The following is a 23,705-nucleotide window of genomic DNA, read 5'->3' on the forward strand; positions in this document are numbered from 1 at the left end:
CTTTAACTATTTCAAAAACACCAACACCTAAAAAGAATCACTGCTTTTCTTCAATTTCTTTTTTAAATAATTTTTGAAACTCTAATTCTGTTTCATTAATAAAACCAAGATGTAACACACTAGAAATATCTTCATGATTCAAGAAGATATTGTACTCTGAAGAAATATTACCATGAGGGAATATACGAAGTAATTCATCTTCTATTTGCTTTATAATATTAAGAAAAGATTCATGTGCTTTATTCATTCTAGGTAGATCATTATAAAAACTTAAACTGGAAGCACCAACCCATCTCATTTGAAGCTTTAATAATTCCCCTTGAATTTTAGAATGACGATTCGATTCTATATTACTAGCATATTTAAAATTCTTTGCAATTCTTCCGGTCTAACTTGTATATTCCCCATGGATATCCCCCCTATCCCAATAACGCATTCAAAAAATTTCATCACACAAATTTTTAACCCTAATCATTAAAAACCCTACTTTTTCTTACTTTAATTGTTTCTAAAATGTAGAAAAGAACCCCTAAACCAAATATCTTTTCAGCATTAGAAATATTATTACCTAATTTAATAATAGGTACATTTAATCCGAATCTTTCGCTCCATTCCAAAGGCATATATCCTCTTTTACAATTTATTAATATCCGGTTATCCATTGTACGAAAAGAAGTTTCGAAAAAATTAAATTCAACTTCTACTTCAGAAATTTTCATCTCTTTTTCATTCATTAAAGAACCACGTACCATTCCAAATCCTTGTATCATATTTTCTTTAAACATCCCTACACAATTATAATTTGAGTCATAAATAGCCCAATCATAGTTTTCAACTTCACTATGAAAATATGCAAGAATTTCCCCATCCTTTGCTTCCAATCCAACAACTTGCTTGTTTTTTAAAAAAGGTAATTTTGAAGAAATTATATCAGTTGGAACCATAGTTGTTCCTACTATATAGGCGCCATCGGGAGTATATAAACCGTAATGTTTATTATTTTGAGGTAATTCTAGTAAAACATAAGTATCAATATCCCAAAACTTCAAATCATTTTTAGCTATATTCTCTTTTAATAAATTCCCTTTTCTTAATTGCCAAAATCCAATTCCCCCAAAAACAAACGAAGCTATAACCATAAATATTATTTCTCCCCAATTAACATCACTCCAACTATTATACAGACAATATAATCCAAAGAGAAAAATCCCTGTCCCAATTAAACACTTAAACCGTCCCCTTTTTTTATAATACTCAAATAATTCCACACAAACACCTCTATCAACTCATCTTAATACCCCAAATTACCTTTTAAGTATATCAAGGACAAAATATATAATCTAATATTTTTTTTATATAATTAAAAACAAACATAGTTACAGAAAGAGAATGTTTGTATGCTGATCTGTACTACATTTCCTTACTCCTTGTATGCTATATTTCTATTCTTCTTTTTACTTAAACAAACTGCTCAATCTTATTTGTTGCGACTTCTTATGAATGTGTACCTACAATTTTGCATTTATCTTCTTTATATGCAGGGAACACCACCAAAGGATTTCCCTGCCCCCTGTAAAAAAACCTTACTTTTAAAAAGTAAGGTTTTTTTTATTTATTCATTAGCAATATAAGCATTCTTATAAGTATAAATACCACCAAATTGATGTTTTTCAATCCCTTTTACATAATCCTTTTGTACATACGCTGAGCCAATATGATAAAGCGGTGCCACAGCTGCATCTTCTAATAATACCTGCTCGGCTTCTCGCAACGCTTCCCATCGTTTTTCCGTATCTAGTACAAAATCCGTTTTCGCTTTCTTTATTAATTCATCGTAACGAACATTAGAATAATTCATTTTATTATTCGGATTCCCTGTCGTAAATAACTCTAAATAACTAATTGGGTCTTTATAGTCAGGTCCCCAATTTGCCATAGTTATATCGTAATCACCTATTTGTTCTAACTGTAATTTTTGCTTAAATGGCTGTTGTTTAATTTGTATCGTTAACCCTTGCAAATTCTTCTCTAAATCACCTTTTATATATTCTGCCATACGTATTGCATTATCTTGTTCGAACGTTAAGAACTCTAGGTTTACTTGTTCTACCCCAAGCTCTTTTTTCGCTTCTTCCCAAAGTTTTTTCGCATTTTGCAAATCATATGAGGAAATATCTCCATTTTCTTTTCTAAAATCTTTACCAGTCACTTCATTTACATGACCAACTGGTACAAGTCCACTTGCAGGTTTTGCTCCGTTATTAATAAAGTGAGCAACGAAATCATCTTTATTTAACGCTAATGAAATAGATTGACGCACCTTTTTATTTGCTAACGCGTTATTTTTTTCATTAAAACGAAGCATAGCAATTCCAGGATCACTCGACATATGTAATTCCTTATTCCCTTTATACTTGTCTACAACTTGCGAATTAATAGGTACTCGATCCAAATCTCCGGCTTCATATAAATTTACAGCTGTCATTGTATCCTTTAGGATATGAAAGTTTATTTCATCTAATTTCACTTTCTTTCGATCCCAATATGTAGTATTTTTCTTTAATTGAAACTCTTGTTCATGCTTCCATTTTTCTAATACAAATGGACCGTTATATATGAGATTACTAGGTTCCAATGCATAATTGTTTCCTTGTTCTTTCAAAAATGATTCATGCTGTGGTAAGTATATAGGTAGTGCTAACAACTGTAAAAAATACGGAACTGGCTGTTCGAGTTCAACTTCTAACGTATAATTATTTATCGCTTTAACCCCAAGTGCATCAAGAGGCATTGTTCCCTTATTGATCTCTTTCGCATTTTTTACATAAAAGAGCATGGACGCATATTGAGAGGCTGTTTCAGGGTTAATTGCACGTTTCCAAGCAAATATAAAATCATTTGCTGTTACATTATCCCCATTGGACCATTTTGCATCTTTACGCAAGTCAAATGTATATTTCTTACCATCTTCACTTCTTTTAAACGATTTTGCTATGGCTGGAGTAGGCTGATCTTGATCGTTTAATACATATAACCCTTCAAATATATTCTGCATAATGTGTGCTGATGTACCATCTGTTGTTTTCACAGTGTCCAGAGAAGGAATTTCTTCTGATACTGTTACATTTAACACTTGTTTTTTAACCTCTATGTCACTTTTATCCGCTTTATTATTACAAGCTGTTAATAATAAAGATGTAACAAGTGCCATTACCATTAAATGGCTCTTTTTTCGCTTCATGAATTGTTCTCCTTAAATATAAAATATTATAAAGCGTAATATATTATAGCAGAAATACTAACAGAAAGATGCGACATTCTTTTGAATATTTATTCGTTCAAGAAAAAAGTTTTTTTTTAAAAGGGTACGGACTATCTTGGAATCTTTTTGATTTTCAACAAAAAACACATATAAAATAATAAGGTGAATTTTTTGGTTATAATCCCCAAATATCCAACTGGCCATTCATCTTTAATTTTAATTACTCGTGTATCTTCTCACAGCGTATTTACAGCATGTGAAAATAATCATGATCCTGAAGAAGATGAAAACGAAGGAAACGCAAAAGATTTCAGAGAGTTATTCACTCCTGAAGCGAAGAAAACCGTTGCTTTTGTGGGGGGAAATACAGATCTAATGAAATCAGTTAGCAAAGATCTTAAAAACTATAAAATCCAAAAAAGTGAAGAGAAAAATGAAATTGCTACAGTAACTGTTAATGCTGTATATAAAGGTAATCCTAAAAAAGTAATCGTAATTGAACTAGAGAAAACGGATGATGGTTGGAAAATTAGTAAATCATAAAAAAACGGTCTAGAATTCTAGGCCGTTTTTTAGTTTCCTCAATCTTCTTCTTCGAAATCACGTAGACTAGCAAGCAATTCTGTAAATGTTGAGCAAACAGGATATATTGCTTCCTCTATGTTTTCTTCTTCATGATCCCAAAATACTACTGTTGGTGATTCGGGATTGCTACGGTAATCAAAACACAGATGATTCCCAAATGAATCCTTACCAAAGGGATATACTTTATTTGCTAATCTATCTTTTATATCATCATAAACTTGGATGATTGAATTTCTACTTTCTAAATCAAAAGTTAAAAGCTTGCTAAATACATTCTCATCCTGTCCGGGTACATCAAATATTTTGGGTCTTGGATAGCCACTATCATATTTTTTTACACATTCTATAAAATCCATAGGGAATTTAATATTGAAATATTGTTCTACTTTCTGAATGTTTTCATCTGTAATTTCTTTTTTATTTACTCCAATCCAAGTAACGTTGCTCATATATACTCCTCCTTACTTATCGCTGTCTTTTCCCCAAATTTTATATCCACCAGTGTGACCTGTTTTCCTATGTGTTTCATAATCAACAAGTTGCATTCGTCCTGCTTCTTGATGATGATGCCATGTATAATTCTCTGGTACCTCGCCTAGCTTAAATAACTCTATTTCTTCTTCTGTGAATTTTGCAGCTAACTTAGGGTCTTTCATTATTTGTTCGTATAATGCTTTACTACATATTCTATCATGTGTTGGTCTAGATTTTTTAAAATCTGCTTCTTTTAATTTAACTTCAGAAACAGGTTTAAAAATAGGGAAACCATCTAAATCATACGGAATTCCTGTAACTGGATGTTTATTTCCCGCTAACTCACCCAATCTTAACCTTATTGTTTTCGGACCATTTGGACCCTCATAAGTATATGGGGCTGCTTTCTGCAAGTACTGTTGAATACTTCCGACTCCCGCATATGAAAGATGATTACCACCCTTAAATTCATAGTTATTTAATATGTGTAATGCATTTCTATATGCCGGGGAATTAATTACAAGTGATTTTCCTTTAGTAAAACCTGTAATAGCAGCTACCTTACCTGCTTGTCCTACTTTATCTAGACCTTTGCTACCAGCAAAGCCTGTTAGTAGTGTAGTGACTGCGTAAGCTGCATAATGTTCTCTGCTTTCAAGATCTCCATTCCAAAAATTATTCATAAATGTATCTGATACAGTGTTCCATGCAGCAGGAAGAGTCTCCCTATAGTTTACAATCGCATCTCGCATATTTAACCAGGTTTCTTTATCTCCTAAAGCTACAAATCCTTCCCATGCATCTACAGCACCATCTATAAAACCAGTAGAAATACCAGTCCACGCAGCATTTAAATCCTTTTTATTCAAAAATGACTCTTCTGATTTTGGAGGGAGTTTTCCACACATGGCTCCTTCTTGAATATTAGAATCAACTAAATTTTCGCCATACAATTCATCCGCTTCTCGGAATTTAACAGCTGCACGTTCTAATTCTACTGCGATTTTATCTAATTCTTGCAAAATGTTAAACATCATTGACTTTGCTTCATTAAACATCTGATAGAAACGATCACTGCTTGCTCCGCTCCACTGAGAAGCTATATATTCAGTTTGAGAGTATAAGTCTTTATGTATATATTCTAATGATGATCTCGTATTTCTTACTGTTTTAGCAACTTCTTCTAATTGTTCCGGTGTTACCTTAATTTGTGTGCTCACTCCATCCCTTCTTTGCATATATATTATAAAAATTATGACATATCATGATTTCATGAATGGTTATCATTTAAAAATATCCGTTCCTAAAAGAGACAGTATGTCCCATCATAAAAACAGCTCCAATTCCTCATTAAAAATTGGGGGCTGTTTTTGTTTTAAATGCACTTTATTTTATAAATTTCGATAGTTTTACATTTTAATTCCCGCTAATGTATCATAATTTTTTCAAAATTCCTTAATAAAACCAAAACGAATTGTTATTTCAATCACACGAAGGAAATGATTTTTGTGGAATTAACTCTTCAGACACAAAAACAGGATGTGGAGAAAAGTTTCTCCACATCCTGAATATATCTATCTTTGCAGACCTCGTTTATATCGACTTGCTTCAAATATAATACGCTCTTCATCTAACGTTTTACATTCGCCATTCCAAACGACACGTTTTCCGTTAATAATTACATCGCTTATATCTTTTCCACTAGCAGCATATACAAGGTGTGATAACACTTCATCCGCTGGTTGTAAATGCGGCTTATTAGACGGGTCAATCGTAATAAAATCAGCACACTTACCAGCTTCTAGTGACCCTGTTTGTTTCATCCCGATTACTTCAGCAGCCCCTTTAGTCGCAAGTGTAAGAGCTGTTTCAACTGGTAATGCTGTTGCATCTTGGTGAATACCTTTTTGTAATAAAGTCGCTATGCGCATTTCTTCAAACATGTCTAAATTATTGTTAGATGCAACACTATCTGTTGCAATTCCTACTTTTATTCCTGCTTCTAGCATCGCTTTTACATTCGCTATACCAGAACCTAGTTTTAAATTACTATTTGGGTTATGTGCTACTCGAACATCATGTTCTGCTAAAAATGCACGCTCATCATCATTTAATACTACACCGTGTGCAATAACTGTTGGGCGTTTAAACAATCCGCAGCTCGCTGCATATTCTACTGGACGTTTTCCGTACTGTGCTTCAATATCACGTACTTCACGCTCTGTTTCAGAAAGGTGGATATGAACCATTGTTTGATTCTCTACTGCAATCCGTGCGCACTCTTCTAACAATTCTGTACTACATGTATATGGACTATGTGGTGCAACCATCGTAGTTAACATGCCACTTTCGTTATAGTAACGCTTCACATATTTCTCAGCTTCTTCAATCGCTTTCTTTTCATCGTCTTTCGTTCCGAAGCTAAATAAAGTCCTTGAAACAGCAGCTCGCATCCCGCTCCTTGATACCGTTTCCATAATTGCGTCTTGATCTACTCCAATTGGATTAAACATGTCAGAGAATGATGTTGTACCACTTTTCACCATCTCAAGTAATCCTAATTCCGTACTAGCGACCGCAATTTGGGGAGTAAATTGACTTTCCAGTGGCCAAATTCTCGTCTCAAGCCATGGCTGTAATAACATATCATCTCCAATACCTCTTAGGAGACTCATTACAACGTGTGTATGTGTATTTACAAGCCCTGGTAAAACCCACTTTCCTTTCATGTCAATTACTTCATCTACTTCAAAATCATTTGCAAATTCTCCGCTCTTTACATCTATAATTTGATCATTTTCTACAATGATATATCCATTTTCTATCACTTCGTTTTGTTCATTCATCGTTACAATTGTAGCGTTTACATAAGTTGTTTTCAAAAGTATTTCCCCTTTCAACTCTATGAAGTTCCCTTTAATAAGTTACCACCATTATAGTAACTTATTAAAGATTAAGAGTCAAAAGATAATTTTAATTCTTTCGTTATTTTTCCCTTCAAAATGCTATATTGTTTTTCATTTGTATCTGCAAATGCTTCTTCCCGATTTGACTTTTCATCCATATAATTCAATTTCCCATTGAATTGAGTCTCTGTAAAATCAAATCTCTGCCCATCTATAAAGTTATAAAAGTGCCATACCTCTCTTACTTTTGTCTTTTTAATTTCTCCTCCGTATATGTCTTGAACGACAAGAGCTGTAACACCACATTGTCCCTTTGCTGGGTTTTCAATTGTCCACTTTGAACTTGTTTCTATTGACCAAGATCTTATTAACGCCTCATATATTTGCTTTTTCTTTACATCATCCATTCTAATCTTCCCCTACTATTAATAGTTTTACACATCATATTTCAAAAGAGGCAGTAAACGACCCTTAAAGACAGTTGATGGTGTCTCTCCTATTAACTGTGCTCCCATTTTCAAGTAATATCCTTTTGCATTCGGATCACTATCAATTGTAAAACTTTTTAATCCTAGTTCATTGGCTTTTTCTATTACATACTCCCAAAGTATTTTCCCGTAACCTTTTCCTTTGTAATGAGGATGAATGTACAAGAAATCGAGAGCTTTATCATTACGTAAAAATGAGAAAAAACCAATCTTCGCATTATCGTTTACTAAAACATATACAAAATTATTTTTTATGTACTCTTCCGTAATTGTTAAATCTTCCTTACAAGCAAGTATGAATTCTTCACTATAATTCCACGTTGCTTTTGAATGTAGTGCGAGTTCACTTAATTCATTTGCTTCTCTTAATAATGCTTCTCTTATCTTCATGGTTCTTTTTCCTCACTTTCAATATGTACACTACTAAATTGATTCGGAAAGCACTTCAAAAAAACCTTTAATTTCCATAAGTTAGAAATTATTTTTATAAATCTTTATTATAATCAGTACGATTTTCAACAATTTTTTTAAAGAAAAAGAACGCCATCCCTAAAAGTTGGCGTTCTCTTTTTCTAAATTTTAATCTTCAAGCTCACTCATTCGTTTTACTATTTCGTACGATACAAACCTATACAGTTTCTACTACCGCTTCAAGCATTGTTCCATTTTTAGCATAGTTCGTATGCCAAGAAAAAGCTTTTTCTAAAATATGAGGAGTTTGTCCACCTCTTATTTTTGCTTCTTCGTAATAAGCTCGTAGCTGTTCACGATACATTGGATGTGCGCAATTCTCAATAATAAGTTCCACTCTTTCTCTTGGCGCAAGTCCCCTTAAGTCGGCATATCCCTGTTCAGTGACGATAACATCTACATCATGTTCAGTATGGTCTACATGAGAAACGAAAGGAACGATACTTGAAATGTTACCACCTTTCGCAATCGATTTAGTAACAAAAATAGCTAGGCGGGCATTTCTTGCAAAATCGCCAGACCCACCAATACCATTCATCATTTTTGTACCTAAAACGTGAGTAGAGTTAACATTTCCGTATATATCTAATTCTAATGCAGTATTAATTGAGATTAATCCAAGGCGACGAATAATTTCAGGATGATTGGAAATCTCTTGTGGACGTATCATTAATTTGTCACGATATTTTTCAAAGTTAGAAAATACTTGTTGCATTTTCTCTTCAGAAAGCGTGATAGAACAACAAGAAGCAAAATTGACTTTTCCAGCATCCATAAGATCAAAAACTGCATCTTGTAAAACCTCGGAATATACTTCTAAATCTTCAAATTCTGAATCTAACATTCCATGCAATACGGCGTTAGCCACTGAACCAATTCCTGATTGTAACGGCGCTAAACGATTTGTTAATCGGCCTACTTTGACTTCTTCTCGAAGGAATTCTATTAAATGCTGTGCCATAATAACAGTTTCTTCATCCGGAGGAACAATTGTCGATGGCGAATCCAATTGATTCGTAAACACAATTCCCTTTACTTTTTCAGGATCAATTGGAATACCGATTGTTCCAATTCGGTCATCTGTTTTCACAAGCGGAATTGGAAGCCTCTCCCCTTGTTTACCTGGTTCATATAGATCATGTAGCCCCTCTAATTGCGCGGATTGAGCCATATTCATTTCAATAATAATAGACTTAGCATTTAAGGAAAACGCTAAGGAATTTCCAATTGAAGTGGTTGGAATAATCATTCCGTCCTCTGTAATCGCAACCGCTTCCAAAATAGCGAAATCTATATCCAGAACGTCAGCACGGAGTAACTCTGCTGTATGAGACAAGTGTTGATCCACAAATAAAAAGTCTCCGTTATTAATTCCTTTTCGCATAGTCGCGTCAGCTTGGAAAGGTAATCTTTTCCCTAAAATTCCTGCCTCAGCAAATAATTTGTCTACATCCGATCCTAAAGAAGCCCCAGTATAAACATTTACTTTAAAAGATTCATCATTCTTAACTCGGTTTACAAGCGCAAATGGGACTGCTTTTACATCACCTGCACGTGTAAACCCACTTAAGCCTAAAGTCATTCCACTTTGAATCCAGGAAGCTGCTTCTTCAGGTGTAACTACCCGATCTTTTAGACGTTGATCTCTGATTCTATCTAAATTGTTCTCCATATGTAATCCCTCTCTCATTGAATATTCATAATTATTTTACACATTAACACTATCAAAATAGGGATTTTAGTATACAATGCCGAAAATTCAGACAGAACAGCAAATCTAGGTTCTAAAGCAGAAAAATTTAGAATCCTAGAAGTTTACGGAAATAACTAGCGTATGATTGACTAACTGGTACTCTCTCACCATTATCCATCGAAAGTACAAAAGTAGAATGGGTATCAGGATAAATCGCTTTAATATGATTAACATTTACAATAAACGAACGGTGACATCTAATAAATGAATCTTTCGGAAGCAAGTATTCGAATTCTTGCAGAGAGTATTTATGTGTTCCTGATAACTCTTCTGAATTCACATACGTCTTTTTATCTTTAGCCTCTAAATACATAACCTTTGAAAAAGGAACCGGAATCCAGCCGTCTGTTGTTTTTAAAGTAACAACTGACTTTCCATCCGTTAAAGCTGGATAAATTGCCGTTACGCACCCTTCAAGCTTTCCATTGTTTGAAAATGGTACAGCCATTCCATGATAAGGAATACCAAAAACATCCCGATTAATAAACTCAGAGGTTTTTTGATTCATCACCATCGCTTTATGAGCAATCGTTCCTTCCTTTATAGGATCCCCGACACTAATCTTTAAATCAATTCGTTTACTTGGCCGATAGTAAATATATTCTTTCGTATTCGAAACAGCAATTGAAATTTCATCTGAAAATAATTCCCCAACAACATCTAGTAATAAACCTAACGTTCTATCTTCCATTCTATTAACACCTCATTCACTATTATACTACTATTATGAACGAGCATCTGTTGCTTTATAAAAAGTTTGATTTTAGGTTACTTTTAAAATTAGTTTTATTCACTATTACTTCGTTACTACAAAAAACCTCACTTCAGAAAAGTGAGGTTTCCTCTCATACAATATTTCTTTATTTTTTGAACGACTATAGAATAAGATTTATTTTTTATTAAGTAAAGTGAATTTAAGAATTTATTGCCCCTATTTCTGTATAATAGATAAGCCCAAACTACAAACAGTTTGGGCTTATTTTTCTCATTTATTATGCTCATCTAACCACGAAATTAAATCTTTAAATACTTCATCCTTATTTACTTCATGAAACATTTCATGTCTACCATTTTCATATAAACGTAGTGTCACGTCTTTCACACCACATTTTTTATAATTTTCATATACTTCTTTTACACCTTTCCCCATATCGCCAACAGGATCACGATCACCAGAGAATATATGTATTGGAAGATTCTTTGGCGTCTTCTTGTATTCTTCTAGTTTATTTACTTCTAATACTCCAGAAAATAATTCTCGGTAAAAACTCGTCGTACAAATGAAACCACATAACGGATCCGCAATATATTTATCAACTTGATTATTATCTGAAGATAACCAATCAAATTTTGTACGATTTGGCTTAAAGTTCGAATTGAAGTTTCCGAAAGATAAAAAGTTTAACATTGGACTTTTCGTTTTTGCCCCGCGCAATTTCATTTCGATTGTTGCTACTTTATGACCAATAGCTCCTAAAAGCCCTGGATTTCCACCTGTTCCTGAAATTAGAAATCCATCATATAGTTCACCCCTAAGTTGTACAGCACGTCTTGATAAAAAAGAACCCATACTATGTCCAAGTAAAAACAAAGGACTTGACTGTTCTTCTTTTATCCTTTCTGAAACAAAGATAACATCCGATACAACTTGATTCCACCCTATATTTGGTTCAAAATGACCATAATCTTCTTCTTTTTTTACTGTTTTCCCATGTCCTTTATGATCATGCGCATAAACACCATAACCTGCTTCCAATAAAGCATCTACAAATTCTGTATACACCCCTGCATGCTCTGTCATGCCATGTGCAATCTGAATAATTCCTCTCGGATCTCCTTCTGGTAACCATTTACGCAAATAAATTTCCGATCCATCCAATGCCGTAACGAAACTTTCCTGTACATTCATTTCGTCAGCCCCCAAATTTATTATGTATACCTTTAAGAAAAATGAATATCCATTCACTTTTCTTATTTTATATTATATGTAATTGCTTTCATTATGACAAATGATGTATTTTTCAGACTTGCTTTCAAACTAATCTCTTGACGAATCAAAAATAAAATTATATAGTTACTTACATAAAGTAATTATATAATTTTTAGGAGGTTTCTACTGTTATGATGCCATCACTATTTTTAGCACATGGTTCGCCTATGCTCGCTATTCAAGATACAGACTATACACGATTTTTAAAAACACTTGGAGAAACATATAAACCGAAAGCAATTGTTATTTTCACTGCTCACTGGGAAAGTGAAGTATTAACGATTTCCTCATCAGATAACGAGTATGAAACAATTTATGATTTTGGAGGTTTCCCCCCTGAGTTATACGAAATCAAATATCGTGCGAAAGGCTCTTCTAGCATTGCATCTATGTTAGAAACAAAATTTAAGAACAAAGGTATTCCAGTCCATCATAATATGACGAGAGGTTTAGATCATGGTTCATGGACACTCCTGCACCGCATGTATCCAGAAGCAAATATTCCTGTCGTGCAAATATCAGTAAATCCATTCCTTTCTGCAAAAGAACAATTTGAAATTGGAGAAGCACTTAAAGGACTCGGACAAGAAGATATTTTAGTAATCGGTAGTGGCGTTACCGTTCATAATTTACGAGCACTGAAATGGAATCAAACTACACCTGAAAAATGGGCAATTGAATTTGATGATTGGATTATTAAACATATGCAGAATAACGATAAAGATGCATTGTTTAATTGGGAGAATAATGCTCCTCATGCACAATTAGCCGTACCAAGAGCAGAGCATTTTGTTCCTTTGTTTATTGCAATGGGAAGTGGCGAGAATAGCGGTGAAGTCATTCACCGTAGTTATGAGCTTGGTACATTAAGTTATCTCTGTCTTCGATTTTAAAGAAAAAGGATGAAGCACATGTTGCTTCATCCTTTTTCTTTTTCATTCACTTAGTTAACTAACTTCCAAACGTTGTTTCTCTGATACTTCTTCGTTCTTATTATGAAAATAAACCCAAATACACGCAATAAATAATAGTGATGATGTAGAGAGGAAAACATATTGGAAGCCTGCATGCGCTGCAATTTGTCCCCCGAGCACTGGACCAATCATATTTCCTAAAAACTGAAACGACTGATTATATCCAAATATTCGTCCCGTAACATGGGTTGGTGTATGTTGTTTTAGTAGAGTTTGTACGGAAGGCAATAATCCTGCTTGTGCGATACCTAATAAAAATCGAAGAATTAATAGTTGCCAAGCTGAGGTTACAAATGCTTGCGGGATAAAAATAATTCCTGCTGCAAATAACGCTACAACTAACGTTTTTTGAGGACCGATATGATCTGATAATCTTCCTAGTCTTGGTGCTGCCAAAATAACTGCTAATCCTGTCGCTGACATAACTGCTCCCGCAATTGTTTCAATATGTGCAGTATGAGGACCTACTAAATTTTTCACGTACAATGTAACAATGGGTTGAACTGACATATTAGCAAGTTGAATAATAAATGTTGTTACAAATAAACTAATAATTAAATGCTTCGCTGGGACCATCGTCCATACTTTTTTCGGCTGTGTTTTTTTTGCTTGAGCAGAGTGATTTTCTTCATGCAGGAAGAAAAAAACGATGAGAAAGGAAAGGAATAAAAAAGCTCCTGTAACAAGAAAGACATGACGCATTCCAATTAACTCAGACAAATAACCTCCAAGTAACGGGCCAAGTAACGAACCGCTCACACCACCAGTTGAAATTGTGGAAATCGCCCAACCTGAATGTTCTTTCGGAGTTTCTGCTGCAATAAATGTCATTGCGGTTGAAAGGAAACCAGATACTGCTCCCATTAAAAATCTTAGTGCGACTAGTTGATACACATCCGTTACAAACCCCATAAGGGTCATAATAATCGCCATGCCAAGGCTAGCACGAATAAGCATCAATTTCCGTCCATGTATATCACCAAGCTTTCCCCATATTGGCGATACGATCGCACCCATTAAAAATGTTACACCAAATGCAAGTCCCGACCACTGTGCAATGCTTGAAGTGCCAGTTACTCCTAATTCCTCAATATAAAAAGATAAGAAAGGAATTACTAAACTCATACCGGCTGCAGTGGTAAAACAACCTAGCCAACAAATCATTAAATTCCGTTTCCAGCTGGCCATTTTCACACCTTCTTTCTTTAGATACCCATTCTACACCCTTTCTTGTAAAAAGTTTAGTAATTTGCTTTATATGCAAGATTTACTACAAAACCCGCTATTTTCCAGTAAAAACCACTACATCTCTACATCATTTTCATAATAAAACCAACTCCCCTAAATGAAGTTGGTTAATAATCCATTAAACCGTAACCATAAATAATTGAAACAATTACACCCACTACCAATATACCTGGAAGTAAATTTGCCACCTTGATTTTAATAATACTAAGCAAGTTCAATCCAATAGCAGATATCATAATGCCGCCCGTAGCCGTCATCTCCACTATAAATTGGTTCATTAATTCTTTCGGGACAAAACTATTAATTTGTGTTGCAAAAACTGCAATACCACCTTCATATAAAACAACTGGAATCGCCGAAAATACTACGCCAATTCCTAGAGTTGTCGTTAATATAATAGAAATAAATCCATCGATAATCGCCTTTGTAAATAAAATATCATGATTTCCGCGAATCCCACTGTCAAGTGCACCAAGTATCCCCATCGCGCCAATTGCAAAAATTAAAGTAGCTGTTACAAAACCTTCTGATATGCTACCTTTCCCTTTCGATCCAACTTTATTTTCTAGCCAATCCCCTAAATGTTTTAACTTTTCTTCTAATTGTAACCATTCTCCAATTACCGTACCAATCACTAAACTCAGTATGACAACAAGAAAGTTTTCACTTTTTAATGCCATTTGAAGCCCAAGCACAGTAACCGCTAAACCGATTGCGTGCATTATCGTCCCTTTCATACTTTCTGGAATCCTACTAAATAATTTACCAAGTAAAGTACCAAATATAATACAAATCCCATTTACAACTGCTCCTAATATAACCATTTCTCATTCTTCACCCTTCGAATTCTTTATTTCTATATTTTGGTTTATACATTGATTTACAGGTTATCTATATGTTAACTTAATATTGAGAATATTAACAAATGTTTTCCACTACATAACCCGCTATTTTTTGTAACTTTAATTACCTTTAATAGATTCAGTGTTAATTTAATTGCGGGATAATATTAAAAGGGAAGGTATATATGAAAACTTTACTAAAACGATTTTTGTTAATAGCCTTTTTCATTACACCGATTGTTTTATTAATCAATTACTCTTTTATTTCAAAAGCAAAAGACAAACCCGATTTGCAAAACAAATCTAGTAAAACCGCTTCAAAAAGCGAAAAGAAAATAGAAGACCAAGAAATCACACTCACCTTCTCTGGTGATACAATGTTTGATTGGCAATTACGTCCTATAATCGAAAAGAATGGGGCTGATTACCCATTTCAACATGTAAAAGAAGAAATAAAAAAAGCTGATATTTCTTTTGTGAATTTAGAGTCGGCATTTACAACGAAAGAAAAGAAAGCACCTGGGCAACTGTTTTGGATTAAAAGTGATCCATCTACACTACAAGCTATTAAAAACACTGGATATGACATCGTAAATATTGGGAATAACCACACACTTGATTATGGGCAAGATGGATTATTAGATACGATTTCTCACGTAGAAAAATTAAAGTTCCCTTACATTGGAGCCGGAAAAAATGCGAAAGATGCATATACAGCACGAGAAATGACCGTAAAAGGGAAAAAGTTTAAATTTCTTTCCTTCGTTCGATTTATGCCTGATTCTAATTGGGTAGCTGGTGAGAATAAACCTGGCGTTGCGAATGGCTATGATTTAAATCTTGTAACAAAAACAATTAAAGAACAAAAACAAGATGCAGACTATTTAATCGTCTATATGCATTGGGGCGTTGAAAAATCAAATCGTCCGGTAGAATACCAAAAGCAATATGTACCTAAAATGGTTGAAGCAGGAGCTAACGCAATTGTCGGAAGCCATCCACATTGGTTACAAGGGTTTGAGTATTATAATAAAGTTCCTATCGCTTACTCATTAGGTAACTTTTTATTCCCGAGTTATGTGAATGGGAAAAGCGCTGAAACTGGCGTATTAACTTTAACTTTTAAAGGAAAGGATGTCCAAATGTCATTCAATCCTTATATCATTCGCAACAACCAAGTTTCCCCTGTAAATGAGGGAGAAAAGAAAAAAGCTCTTCAATATTTACAAACAATTTCAACTGATGTAGAAATTGATGATACAGGGAAAATAAAAAACAAACGAAACTAGACAGCTCAAGATCTATTTCTCTGTAATATACTTTACAGAATAGGTGATAAACATGCTGAAAGACTTATTAGAAAATGTAAGTTTGTTAGAGAACGTTTATAAAATTTCTATAGCAGTTCTACTTTTATGTTCCTTTTATTCTGTGAGACTATTTAAAAAAATAAAGCGAGAGAGAAATCTTACTCCTTTTGAATTTACAATGTATGTAATCATTCGTATTGCGATACTCTTTTGGTTAGCTAGCTTTATTCTTCTTGAATTTAATGAGTACCTAGTTTAACTATAAAAAAGATAGAACAAGCACTATATTCCCTCGCTTGTATCTATCTTTTTTATTTACATTCTAACTCTTTCCTTCTATTAAATAAGCAAATCAAACAAAACAGGGTTTTTATTAAGTTCCATAAATTGAATATTATTTTCTTTAAAGCGAGTAATTAATTGCTCATAATCTTCTTTATGTTTTAATTCTACGCCGACTAATGCTGGACCATTTTCTTTATTATGTTTCTTAATATACTCAAAGCGCGTAATGTCATCTTCTGGTCCTAATCCTTTATCAAGAAATTCTCTTAGCGCACCTGAACGCTGTGGAAATTCAATGATGAAATAATGCTTTAACCCTTCGTAAATGAGAGAACGTTCTTTCATTTCTTGCATTCTATCAATATCATTATTTCCACCACTTAGCGTACATACAACTGTTTTACCTTTTATTTCATCCCTGTATAGATCAAGGGCTGCAATAGAGAGTGCACCAGCCGGTTCAGCTACAATCGCATTTTTCTTATACAGTTCTAAAATCGTCGTACAAACTTTCCCCTCTGGTACTAAAACAATGTCATCAATTACATCTCTACAAGTTTCAAAAGTTAACTTTCCTACCTTTTTAACCGCTGCCCCATCAACAAAACTATCTATTTTCTCTAATGCGACATTATCATTTTGAAGAAAAGCCTCTTTCATAGATGCAGCTCCCATCGGTTCTACACCAATAACCTTTGTAGTAGGACTAACACCTTTTACATATGTACCAACTCCTGATGCTAATCCACCACCGCCAATTGCTGTAAAGATATAATCAACTGATTTCTCCATATCATGCATAATTTCAACTGCCACTGTCCCTTGACCTGCAACGACATACGGATCATCAAACGGATGAACAAATGTCATCTTATTTTCTTCACAATAGCGCTGTGCTTCTTGGAAAGAGCTATCGAATGTATCACCAACTAATACAATCTCTGCGAAATCACCACCGAAAAATTGTACTTGTGATACTTTTTGTTTCGGTGTTGTTGTGGGCATAAATATTTTTGACGTAATCTTCAATAAATTACACGTATAAGCAACTCCTTGCGCATGATTACCAGCACTTGCGCAAACAACACCGTTTTGTAATTTTCCTTTCGGTAAGCTTTGAATTAAATTGTACGCACCACGAATTTTGAAAGAGCGAATTAATTGTAAGTCTTCTCGTTTTACATAAACGTCACAATCATATTTCTCAGATAAAACTGTATCACGTTGTAACGGTGTTTTAATAACGATATCTTTCAGGCAATTATGAGCCATTAAGATATCTTCAATTTTCACTCTCTCCTTTACCTTTTGCACCATTATATATCATCCTTATCTCTTTTAAATTGGCTCAATCAAAATGTGGGATTTTCAGGACAGCCCCTGTATTCGCCGATGTTACCATTTGTGCATAACGTCCGAGCCAGCCAGTTTTTACTTTCGGTTCTGGTCGTTTCCATTCTTTTTTACGCTTATCTAATTCTTCATCACTCACTCTTACTTCTAGTAAGCGTTCTTCAACATCAATACATACAATATCCCCTTGTTCAAGAAGTGCAATCATCCCGCCCGCTGCTGCTTCTGGTGAAATATGTCCTACTGAAATTCCACGTGAAGCTCCAGAGAAACGTCCATCCGTTAATAATGCAACCTCAGCACCTAATCCCATTCCAGCAATTGCTGATGTTGGTGCTAACATTTCTGGCATACCAGGGCCACCTCTTGGTCCTTCATAACGAATGACAACTACATCTCCTTTTTTCACTTTCCCAAGCATAATGCCAGCAAGTGCCTCATCTTGTGAATTAAAAATAACGCAAGGTCCTTCAAAACGCTTTACTTCTGTTGCACCGCTTTTAATAACTGCTCCATCTTTCGCAAGGTTGCCTTTTAATATACGCAATCCTCCTTCCTCACTATGAGGGTTTTCGAGAGAGTGAATAACTTCCTTATCTTTAATCTCTGCCTCAGCAATATTTTCTCTTAATGTTTGCCCAGTAGCAGTTATTCGATCAAGATGAAGTACTCCTTCTTTCCGGCTCATCTCTTTCAAAATTGCACTAATCCCGCCCGCACGATCAATATCTTCCATATGCCAATTTGAGGCTGGACTTACTTTACATAAATGAGGTACACGTCTTGAAACTGCATCAATACGGTTCATATCATAATCTAGCCCTGCCTCTTGTGCGAGTGCTAGCGTATGTAATACTGTATTCGTTGATCCGCCCATCGCCATATCAAGTGCAAAAGCATCGTCAATTGCTTCTTCTGTTACAATATCACGTGGCTTAATATCTCTTTCAATTAAAATTTTCAATTTCTCTGCTGCTTGTTTAATTAACTCTTCGCGTCTTGGATCAATTGCTAAAATACTCCCGTTACCAGGAAGAGCTAAACCTAACACTTCACATAAACAATTCATAGAGTTCGCGGTAAACATACCCGAACAAGAGCCACAAGATGGACAGCCATGATCTTCAATATCTTTTAATTCTTCTTCTGAAATTTTCCCAGATTGATAAGCTCCTACTCCTTCAAAAACGGAACTCAGATCAACAACTTCTCCTTTAGATGTTTTTCCTGCTGCCATCGGGCCGCCTGAAACAAACACAGTCGGAATATTAATACGTAGTGCAGCCATCATCATACCTGGTGTAATTTTGTCACAGTTTGGGATACAAATCATGCCGTCAAACCAGTGTGCATTTACAACCGTTTCTACTGAATCTGCAATAATTTCACGACTCGGAAGAGAATAACGCATACCGATATGTCCCATCGCAATACCATCGTCAACTCCAATTGTATTGAATTCGAATGGTACCATACCTGCCGCGCGAACTGCCTCTTTTACAAGTTTCCCAAACTCGTTCAAGTGTTTATGCCCTGGAATAATTTCAATAAAAGAATTACAAATCGCTATGAAAGGTTTATCAAAATCTTCATCTTTCAAACCAGTTGCTTTTAATAAACTACGGTGCGGTGCTTTATCAAAACCTTTTTTAATCATGTCACTTCTCATCTTGTCAAATCCCCTCTTACATATTTTTCATTTATACTTTCTTACCCTATTTCTTTACTAATTCTTTCGGTGCATGAATCCAGCTCATCATTTCACGAAGCTCTGCTCCCACTTTTTCTAATTGATGATTTTGTTCTGCTTTTTTCATTGCGTTATACGTCGGACGCCCTGCTTGATTTTCTAAAATCCATTTCTTCGCAAATTCACCTTGCTGAATTTCTGTCAGAACACGCTTCATTTCCTTCTTCGTTTCATCTGTAACAATTCTCGATCCTGTTACATAATCTCCAAACTCTGCCGTATCTGAAATAGAATGGCGCATAGTCGTTAATCCACCTTCGTACATTAAGTCAACAATTAGCTTTAATTCATGCAAACATTCAAAGTATGCAATTTCAGGACGATATCCACCTTCCGTTAACGTTTCGAACCCGGCCTTCACAAGTGCAGTTACCCCGCCGCAAAGTACAGCTTGCTCACCGAATAAATCCGTTTCGGTTTCTTCTTGGAATGTCGTTTCAATTACCCCTGCACGTGTACACCCTACACCTTTTGCATACGCCAGTGCTACATGTAGCGCTGTTCCCGTCGCATCTTGATGCACTGCGACTAATGCTGGAACACCATTTCCTTCTTGAAATACACGGCGAACGAGATGACCTGGACTTTTTGGCGCGACCATCGCTACATCTACGTAACTTGGCGGATTAATTTGTCCGAAGTGAATGTTAAATCCATGTGAGAAAAGTAACATTTGTCCTTCACGAAGATTCTCTTCTACCTCTGCTTTATACACATGAGCTTGCTGTTCATCTGGCAATAACATTTGTACAACTTGTGCGGTTCGAACCGCTTCTGAAACAGACATTACTTCAAATCCATCCGCTTTCGCTACTTCATACGACTTACCAGGACGAACACCAACTACAACCTCTACACCAGAATCACGTAAATTTTGTGCTTGCGCATGACCTTGTGATCCATAACCAACTACTGCAACAGTTTTTCCTTGTAATAACTCTACATTTGCATCTTTTTCATAATATGTTTTCATATTCCATACACTCCTTATAATTTATTTACTTGCAGAACATCAATTAATTTTTTCAACTGACTAACAAGTAATGTCGCTTCATTTTCAGTACAAACTGCTGTGAGTTTCATTTCAGAAACACCACTAGTATCTCTTTCTTTTAAATGTAAAGAAGAAATATAATAACCACGCCGAGCAAAAATCCCACTTATACGTAATAAGACGCTTGGCTCGTTATGAATAACGAGTGAAAAAGTATGACTCATTCTTCCCACCTCTTCATAATCATTTCGTTATTCCCTTTGTTTGGCGGAACCATCGGAAATACGTTTTCACCTTCTTCTACACAAAAATCAACTACGACAGGACCTTCATGAGCAAATGCTTCTAACATCACTTGTTTTGCCTCGGTTGAATTTGTTGCTCTTAATCCCTTTACTCCATAAGCTTCTGCTACTTTCACAAAATCTGGTGATCCAATTTTTGATTCTGATAAACGATTTTCATAAAACATTTCTTGCCATTGCCTTACCATCCCTAAAAATTTGTTATTTATGATAAATACTTTTACAGGGATGTTATTTTCAGCAATTGTTTGTAGTTCTTGAATGTTCATTTGAAAAGAAGCGTCACCTGCAATACAAATGACAAGTTCTTCTTTTTTAGCTAGCTGAGCACCAATTGCTGCTGGAAAACCAAACCCCATTGTTCCTAATCCTCCAGAGGTAAGGAACGTCCGAGGTTTTCTTGCTTTATAGAAGTGAGCAGCCCACATTTGATGCTGACCTACTTCTGTTGTGACAATCGCTTCACCATTCGTTAATTCACTTACTAAGTTGATCACATGCTGTGGTTTTAACTCAGATTCTTTTTGCTTATAAGAAAGTGGATATTCTTCTTTCCATGTCTTTACTTTCTGAAGCCATTCGTCTGTTTGTGTATAAATAGACATATGTAACAGCATGTGTAACGCTTTTTTTACATCACCAACAATCGAATGTTCTACAGTTACATTTTTATGAAACTCAGAAGAATCAATATCAATATGTACTTTTTTCGAGTGCGGAGAAAAAAGTTCTAATTTTCCTGTTACACGATCATCGAAGCGAACACCTAATGCAAGTAGTAAATCACAATCTGTTACCGCCATATTAGCAGCGTATGTCCCATGCATACCAAGCATCCCTAGAAACAATGGATCATCCGGTGGATATGCACCAAGTCCCATTAAAGTTGAAACGACTGGAATACGGTTCTCCCTTGCGAATTCGAAGAGTTCATCGGATCCACCTGAATGAATGACACCTCCTCCAATATAAAGAAGTGGACGCTTAGATTTTGAAATTGCTTTAGCCACCTCTCTAAGTTTCATGTTGTCTGGTACAAGTTCTGGTTTGTACCCCGGAATATCAACTTCTTCATTAAAGAAACTGGTGACTTTTGCATTTTGAACATCTTTTGGAATATCAATTAATACTGGTCCCGGGCGCCCGCTTTTGGCGATATAAAAAGCTTCTTGCACAATTCGTGATACATGATTCACATCACGAACCTGGTAATTATGCTTCGTAACAGGTACTGTAATTCCGACAACATCCGCTTCTTGAAATCCATCTTTACCAATTAAAGGCGTTGCAACTTGCCCGGTAATGACAACTAAAGGAATCGAATCCATATAAGCGTCTGCTAAACCCGTAACTAAATTTGTCGCCCCTGGGCCAGAGGTAGCAAAGACTACCCCAACCTTTCCAGAAGCTCTCGCATATCCTTCAGCCGCATGAATGGCAGCTTGTTCATGACGAGTTAAAACATGTTTCAAACCACTTTCGTATAACGCATCGTATACTGGTAAAATCGCTCCGCCTGGATAGCCGAAAACGGTCGTTACACCCAATTTCTTCAAACATTGAATCACGTGCCCAGCGCCTTTCATTTCTTCATACTGTAATTTCTCATACGCTGTATACTGCTGCTTCATTTCCATTAACTCCTCTCCTTATTTACGCTAAGCTTTCCGTCAGCCCGGGAACACGTACTCCTCTTTCTCTCGTTAATTTTTTAAATTCTTCGGTCAATTGTTTCGTTACACTTCCTGGTTTCCCATCTCCAATTTCTCTGGAATCAACTTTTACAACTGGAATTAACTCCGCTGCTGTTCCTGTTAAAAATACTTCATCCGCTACATATACATCATGGCGAGTGAACGGTCTTTCCTCACACGGAATACTCAGTCGCTCACATAGCTCGATAACACTATTTCTCGTAATACCTTCTAATGCTCCTAAATAGGATGGCGGGGTTAATACTTTTCCATCTTTCACAACGAAAACATTATCACCAGAACCTTCACAAACATATCCTTGTTGATTTAACATAAGAGCCTCTAACACTCCTGCTTGTGCTGCTTCAATTTTTACAAGTACGTTATTTAAATAATTCATTGACTTAATACGTGGATCTAACGCATCTGGCGTATTACGTCTTGATGCAACCGATACAACGCTTAGCCCATTATCATAAAATTCTTGTGGGAATAACTTTAATTGTTCTGCAATGATAATTACGCTCGGCTTCACACAACTTCTCGGATCGAGCCCTAAGTCACCTTTTCCTCTTGAGACAATTAAGCGAATGTAAGCATCAGTATATTCGTTTTTTTGGAGTGTATGTAAAACTGCTTCTTCCATTTCTTCTACCGTCATTGGAATTGTTAGTAAAATAGATTTCGCTGATTCATACAATCGTTTCACATGTTCTTTTAAACAAAATACATTTCCTCCGTAACTACGAATCCCTTCAAATACACCGTCTCCGTATAAAAAACCGTGATCATATACTGAAACAACTGCCTTTTCTTTTTCTACAAATTCCCCATTCATGTAAATGTACTGGTTTCCCATCTCACATCGCTCCTCTTTTTTTCTCTATTTTTTGCAATCTATTTCTACATCGATTGCTGAGATGAGTATTTTTAACAGAATATTCAGTATATAAACCTTAAAAATATACTCGTCTCAACAATCGATTACTTACATACTTGTAGCAATCCATTGCTGAGACGA

General features: G+C 35.3%; 22 protein-coding genes, 1 pseudogene and 1 other annotated feature (1 of these 24 only partly in view). Of the genes and pseudogenes, 4 read left to right on the forward strand and 19 right to left on the reverse strand.

Annotated elements, in window-relative coordinates:
* Positions 1 to 37: 37 nt before the first annotated feature.
* From H6481_RS14665 to H6481_RS14680, 3 genes and pseudogenes are all read right to left on the reverse strand, one after another.
* Positions 38 to 181: pseudogene (locus tag H6481_RS14665) on the reverse strand (DUF4176 domain-containing protein); the annotation flags it as partial.
* Between the two features lie 286 nt (positions 182 to 467).
* Complete coding sequence (locus tag H6481_RS14675) at positions 468 to 1,268, reverse strand: ABC transporter ATP-binding protein (RefSeq protein ID WP_120460871.1); 801 nt, start codon at positions 1,266 to 1,268, stop codon at positions 468 to 470.
* A gap of 344 nt (positions 1,269 to 1,612) precedes the next feature.
* The gene (locus tag H6481_RS14680) at positions 1,613 to 3,241 is read right to left on the reverse strand and encodes a peptide ABC transporter substrate-binding protein (RefSeq protein ID WP_000823499.1); all 1,629 of its coding nucleotides are present in this window, start codon (positions 3,239 to 3,241) and stop codon (positions 1,613 to 1,615) included.
* A 192-nt stretch (positions 3,242 to 3,433) separates the two neighbouring features.
* On the opposite strand from H6481_RS14680, the gene H6481_RS14685 reads away from it, so the two are divergent.
* Entirely contained in the window at positions 3,434 to 3,805 is a 372-nt protein-coding gene (locus H6481_RS14685; RefSeq protein ID WP_078993437.1) for a DUF4878 domain-containing protein, read from the forward strand.
* 38 nt (positions 3,806 to 3,843) lie between these two features.
* Here the strand turns inward: H6481_RS14685 and H6481_RS14690 are convergent, their stop codons facing one another.
* The 8 genes from H6481_RS14690 to H6481_RS14725 form a co-directional block, all read right to left on the reverse strand.
* Positions 3,844 to 4,296, reverse strand: a complete 453-nt coding sequence (locus H6481_RS14690) for an SMI1/KNR4 family protein (RefSeq protein WP_023521669.1) — start codon at positions 4,294 to 4,296, stop codon at positions 3,844 to 3,846.
* A 12-nt stretch (positions 4,297 to 4,308) separates the two neighbouring features.
* Positions 4,309 to 5,541 carry a WXG100 family type VII secretion target gene (locus tag H6481_RS14695; protein WP_182812133.1) on the reverse strand — a complete coding sequence of 411 codons (1,233 nt, stop codon included), beginning with the start codon at positions 5,539 to 5,541 and terminating at the stop codon, positions 4,309 to 4,311.
* 354 nt (positions 5,542 to 5,895) lie between these two features.
* On the reverse strand, positions 5,896 to 7,221 hold the full coding sequence (locus H6481_RS14700; RefSeq protein WP_002023818.1) for a bifunctional S-methyl-5'-thioadenosine deaminase/S-adenosylhomocysteine deaminase: 1,326 nt from the start codon (positions 7,219 to 7,221) through the stop codon (positions 5,896 to 5,898).
* 53 nt (positions 7,222 to 7,274) lie between these two features.
* On the reverse strand, positions 7,275 to 7,634 hold the full coding sequence (locus H6481_RS14705; protein WP_098852559.1) for a hypothetical protein: 360 nt from the start codon (positions 7,632 to 7,634) through the stop codon (positions 7,275 to 7,277).
* Positions 7,635 to 7,661: 27 nt separating this feature from the next.
* The gene (locus tag H6481_RS14710) at positions 7,662 to 8,105 is read right to left on the reverse strand and encodes a GNAT family N-acetyltransferase (protein ID WP_071730944.1); all 444 of its coding nucleotides are present in this window, start codon (positions 8,103 to 8,105) and stop codon (positions 7,662 to 7,664) included.
* A 238-nt stretch (positions 8,106 to 8,343) separates the two neighbouring features.
* Entirely contained in the window at positions 8,344 to 9,858 is a 1,515-nt protein-coding gene (locus H6481_RS14715; protein ID WP_182812136.1) for an acetyl-CoA hydrolase/transferase family protein, read from the reverse strand.
* Between the two features lie 127 nt (positions 9,859 to 9,985).
* The gene (locus H6481_RS14720) at positions 9,986 to 10,630 is read right to left on the reverse strand and encodes a LytTR family DNA-binding domain-containing protein (protein WP_000390209.1); all 645 of its coding nucleotides are present in this window, start codon (positions 10,628 to 10,630) and stop codon (positions 9,986 to 9,988) included.
* Between the two features lie 294 nt (positions 10,631 to 10,924).
* On the reverse strand, positions 10,925 to 11,848 hold the full coding sequence (locus tag H6481_RS14725) for an alpha/beta hydrolase (protein ID WP_182812139.1): 924 nt from the start codon (positions 11,846 to 11,848) through the stop codon (positions 10,925 to 10,927).
* A gap of 212 nt (positions 11,849 to 12,060) precedes the next feature.
* Between H6481_RS14725 and H6481_RS14730 the strand changes: the two genes are divergently transcribed.
* Positions 12,061 to 12,822 carry a class III extradiol ring-cleavage dioxygenase gene (locus H6481_RS14730; RefSeq protein ID WP_182812142.1) on the forward strand — a complete coding sequence of 254 codons (762 nt, stop codon included), beginning with the start codon at positions 12,061 to 12,063 and terminating at the stop codon, positions 12,820 to 12,822.
* A gap of 54 nt (positions 12,823 to 12,876) precedes the next feature.
* Here H6481_RS14730 and H6481_RS14735 read toward each other — a convergent pair whose 3' ends face one another.
* Positions 12,877 to 14,091: a multidrug efflux MFS transporter gene (locus H6481_RS14735; protein ID WP_000179302.1), complete on the reverse strand. Its 1,215-nt coding sequence runs from the start codon at positions 14,089 to 14,091 to the stop codon at positions 12,877 to 12,879.
* Between the two features lie 167 nt (positions 14,092 to 14,258).
* Positions 14,259 to 14,975, reverse strand: coding sequence for a DUF554 domain-containing protein (locus tag H6481_RS14740; RefSeq protein ID WP_000236031.1), 717 nt, complete (start codon positions 14,973 to 14,975; stop codon positions 14,259 to 14,261).
* Between the two features lie 203 nt (positions 14,976 to 15,178).
* Here H6481_RS14740 and H6481_RS14745 point away from each other — a divergent pair, with 203 nt between their 5' ends.
* Positions 15,179 to 16,282, forward strand: a complete 1,104-nt coding sequence (locus tag H6481_RS14745; RefSeq protein WP_000854539.1) for a CapA family protein — start codon at positions 15,179 to 15,181, stop codon at positions 16,280 to 16,282.
* A 52-nt stretch (positions 16,283 to 16,334) separates the two neighbouring features.
* Positions 16,335 to 16,562 (forward strand): hypothetical protein, encoded by a 228-nt coding sequence (locus tag H6481_RS14750; RefSeq protein ID WP_000910229.1) that lies wholly within the window; start codon positions 16,335 to 16,337, stop codon positions 16,560 to 16,562.
* Positions 16,563 to 16,642: 80 nt separating this feature from the next.
* Here the strand turns inward: H6481_RS14750 and ilvA are convergent, their stop codons facing one another.
* Genes ilvA through ilvE form a run of 6 tightly spaced genes read right to left on the reverse strand, consistent with a single transcriptional unit; the run spans position 16,643 to position 23,543 of the window.
* Positions 16,643 to 17,905 carry a threonine ammonia-lyase IlvA gene (gene ilvA, locus H6481_RS14755; protein WP_071730936.1) on the reverse strand — a complete coding sequence of 421 codons (1,263 nt, stop codon included), beginning with the start codon at positions 17,903 to 17,905 and terminating at the stop codon, positions 16,643 to 16,645.
* A 31-nt stretch (positions 17,906 to 17,936) separates the two neighbouring features.
* Entirely contained in the window at positions 17,937 to 19,610 is a 1,674-nt protein-coding gene (gene ilvD, locus H6481_RS14760) for a dihydroxy-acid dehydratase (RefSeq protein ID WP_001255813.1), read from the reverse strand.
* Positions 19,611 to 19,656: 46 nt separating this feature from the next.
* Positions 19,657 to 20,664 carry a ketol-acid reductoisomerase gene (gene ilvC / locus H6481_RS14765; RefSeq protein WP_000861143.1) on the reverse strand — a complete coding sequence of 336 codons (1,008 nt, stop codon included), beginning with the start codon at positions 20,662 to 20,664 and terminating at the stop codon, positions 19,657 to 19,659.
* A gap of 14 nt (positions 20,665 to 20,678) precedes the next feature.
* Positions 20,679 to 20,909 (reverse strand): ACT domain-containing protein, encoded by a 231-nt coding sequence (locus H6481_RS14770; protein WP_000019909.1) that lies wholly within the window; start codon positions 20,907 to 20,909, stop codon positions 20,679 to 20,681.
* Positions 20,906 to 22,621 carry an acetolactate synthase large subunit gene (ilvB, locus tag H6481_RS14775; RefSeq protein ID WP_182812167.1) on the reverse strand — a complete coding sequence of 572 codons (1,716 nt, stop codon included), beginning with the start codon at positions 22,619 to 22,621 and terminating at the stop codon, positions 20,906 to 20,908. The genes H6481_RS14770 and ilvB overlap by 4 nt, the downstream gene beginning before the upstream one ends.
* A gap of 22 nt (positions 22,622 to 22,643) precedes the next feature.
* Positions 22,644 to 23,543, reverse strand: a complete 900-nt coding sequence (gene ilvE, locus H6481_RS14780; RefSeq protein ID WP_000528161.1) for a branched-chain-amino-acid transaminase — start codon at positions 23,541 to 23,543, stop codon at positions 22,644 to 22,646.
* A 151-nt stretch (positions 23,544 to 23,694) separates the two neighbouring features.
* Positions 23,695 to 23,705: a binding site (T-box leader), on the reverse strand; it runs 229 nt beyond the window's last position.

Source organism: Bacillus sp. ME78, from assembly GCF_903970865.1.
Lineage (GTDB): Bacteria > Bacillota > Bacilli > Bacillales > Bacillaceae_G > Bacillus_A > Bacillus_A cereus.

Excerpts from the sequence above, each read along its gene's own strand:
- H6481_RS14715 (WP_182812136.1), bottom strand. The coding sequence starts at position 9,858 with ATGGAGAACAATTTAGATAGAATCAGAGATCAACGTCTAAAAGATCGG.
- H6481_RS14770 (WP_000019909.1), bottom strand. The coding sequence starts at position 20,909 with ATGAGTCATACTTTTTCACTCGTTATTCATAACGAGCCAAGCGTCTTA.
- H6481_RS14720 (WP_000390209.1), bottom strand. The coding sequence starts at position 10,630 with ATGGAAGATAGAACGTTAGGTTTATTACTAGATGTTGTTGGGGAATTA.
- ilvB (WP_182812167.1), bottom strand. The coding sequence starts at position 22,621 with ATGAAGCAGCAGTATACAGCGTATGAGAAATTACAGTATGAAGAAATG.
- ilvE (WP_000528161.1), bottom strand. The coding sequence starts at position 23,543 with ATGGGAAACCAGTACATTTACATGAATGGGGAATTTGTAGAAAAAGAA.
- H6481_RS14740 (WP_000236031.1), bottom strand. The coding sequence starts at position 14,975 with ATGGTTATATTAGGAGCAGTTGTAAATGGGATTTGTATTATATTTGGT.
- H6481_RS14705 (WP_098852559.1), bottom strand. The coding sequence starts at position 7,634 with ATGGATGATGTAAAGAAAAAGCAAATATATGAGGCGTTAATAAGATCT.
- H6481_RS14690 (WP_023521669.1), bottom strand. The coding sequence starts at position 4,296 with ATGAGCAACGTTACTTGGATTGGAGTAAATAAAAAAGAAATTACAGAT.
- H6481_RS14745 (WP_000854539.1), top strand. The coding sequence starts at position 15,179 with ATGAAAACTTTACTAAAACGATTTTTGTTAATAGCCTTTTTCATTACA.
- H6481_RS14730 (WP_182812142.1), top strand. The coding sequence starts at position 12,061 with ATGATGCCATCACTATTTTTAGCACATGGTTCGCCTATGCTCGCTATT.
- H6481_RS14750 (WP_000910229.1), top strand. The coding sequence starts at position 16,335 with ATGCTGAAAGACTTATTAGAAAATGTAAGTTTGTTAGAGAACGTTTAT.
- H6481_RS14710 (WP_071730944.1), bottom strand. The coding sequence starts at position 8,105 with ATGAAGATAAGAGAAGCATTATTAAGAGAAGCAAATGAATTAAGTGAA.
- ilvC (WP_000861143.1), bottom strand. The coding sequence starts at position 20,664 with ATGAAAACATATTATGAAAAAGATGCAAATGTAGAGTTATTACAAGGA.
- H6481_RS14725 (WP_182812139.1), bottom strand. The coding sequence starts at position 11,848 with ATGAATGTACAGGAAAGTTTCGTTACGGCATTGGATGGATCGGAAATT.
- ilvD (WP_001255813.1), bottom strand. The coding sequence starts at position 19,610 with ATGAGAAGTGACATGATTAAAAAAGGTTTTGATAAAGCACCGCACCGT.
- ilvA (WP_071730936.1), bottom strand. The coding sequence starts at position 17,905 with ATGGTGCAAAAGGTAAAGGAGAGAGTGAAAATTGAAGATATCTTAATG.
- H6481_RS14680 (WP_000823499.1), bottom strand. The coding sequence starts at position 3,241 with ATGAAGCGAAAAAAGAGCCATTTAATGGTAATGGCACTTGTTACATCT.
- H6481_RS14735 (WP_000179302.1), bottom strand. The coding sequence starts at position 14,091 with ATGGCCAGCTGGAAACGGAATTTAATGATTTGTTGGCTAGGTTGTTTT.